This window comes from Bradyrhizobium sp., from assembly GCF_049691595.1.
GTDB lineage: Bacteria > Pseudomonadota > Alphaproteobacteria > Rhizobiales > Xanthobacteraceae > Bradyrhizobium.
Genome location: NZ_JBAVNZ010000312.1, coordinates 1 through 1,523 on the forward strand (window position 1 = coordinate 1; position 1,523 = coordinate 1,523).

A 1,523-nucleotide genomic window follows, 5' to 3' on the forward strand; every position below is an offset into this window, starting at 1 on the left:
TACGCGCCCTACAAGGGCGACATCCAGGGCCGCCGCAACGGCGTCCTGATCTCCAACGACCAGGGCGAGGCGGTGGCCTATGCGATGTTCAAGCTGGAGGATCGCGGCCCGATGATGATCGAGCCGGGCTGCAAGGTCTACAAGGGCATGATCGTCGGCGAGCATACCCGCGACAACGATCTCGAGATCAACGTGCTCAAGGGCAAGCAGCTCACCAACATCCGCACCACCTCCAAGGACGAGGCGGTGCGGCTGACGCCGCCGATCAAGATGACCCTGGAAAAGGCGCTCGCCTATATCGAGGACGACGAACTGGTCGAGGTGACCCCGAAGTCGATCCGGCTGCGCAAAAAGTTCCTCGACGCCAACGACCGCAAGCGGGCGGAAAAGGCCAGGGAGGCGGTGGCGTAGGATGCGAATGGCGAGTAGCGAATAGCGAGTGGAAGGGCGCGAATAGTGAGTGACGATTAGCCAATAGAAGGGCATTTCAGCTTCGCTCGCTCTGCGATACCCTGTCCTCCCTATTCGCAACTCACCATTCGCCATTCGCCTCCTTATGTCCTTCCCCTCCTCAGTCGATGTCGCGATCATCGGCGCGGGCGCCGCGGGCCTCGGCGCCGCGCACGCGCTGAAGGATTCAGGCCTCTCCATCATCGTCCTCGAAGCCCGCGACCGCGTCGGCGGCCGCGCCCACACCCTTCAGGCAGCGCCGGACATCACCTTCGACCTCGGCTGCGGCTGGCTGCATTCGGCGGACAGGAATTCGTTCGTCAAGATCGCCGAACAACTCAACTTCGAGATCGACAAGACCCGTCCGCCATGGCGCGAGCAGAGCTTTGACACGGGGTTTCCGCTCGCCGAGCGGATGGATTTCATCAAGGCGATCGACGCGTTCTACGACCGCGCCGAGCAGGCCGCGAAGAGCGGCCGCGACAGCGCCGCCAATCTTTATCTCGAACCCGGCAACCGCTGGAATCCGATGATCGATGCGATCTCGACCTACATCAACGGCTGCGAGCTGGACCAGGTCTCGATACTGGACATGGACGCCTACGAAGACACCGGGATCAACTGGCGGGTGCGCCACGGCTATGGCGCGCTGATCGCGGCCTATGGCGCGGCCTGCCCGCTGGCGCTGAACTGCGCGGTGACACTGATCGATCATTCCGGCACGCGGGTGCGCATCGAGACCGCGCGGGGCACGCTGGCGGCGAACAAGGTGATCGTCACCGTGCCGACCAATCTGATCGCCGACGAGGCGATCCGCTTTCATCCCGCGCTGCCCGGGAAAGTCGACGCCGCGCGCGGCCTGCCGCTCGGCCTCGCCGACAAGGTGGTGCTGGCGCTGGACGAACCCGACGCGCTGCCGAATGACGGCAACCTGCGCGGCGCCACCATGCGCACCGCAATAGGCAGTTTTCATCTGCGCCCGTTCGGCCAACCCTGTATCGAAGGGTTTTTCGGCGGGCGTTTTGCGAGAGAGCTGGAAGACGCCGGTCCCGGCGCGCTCGCGGCGCAAAGCA

Annotated in this window: 1 protein-coding gene and 1 pseudogene; both read left to right on the plus strand. The window is 64.4% G+C overall.

Features of this window, described 5'->3' with window-relative positions:
- Positions 1 to 411: pseudogene (locus WCE35_RS13795) on the plus strand (translational GTPase TypA); the annotation flags it as partial.
- A gap of 145 nt (positions 412 to 556) precedes the next feature.
- The coding region (locus WCE35_RS13800; RefSeq protein WP_424593905.1) for a flavin monoamine oxidase family protein at positions 557 to 1,523 on the plus strand (967 nt) is incomplete at its 3' end.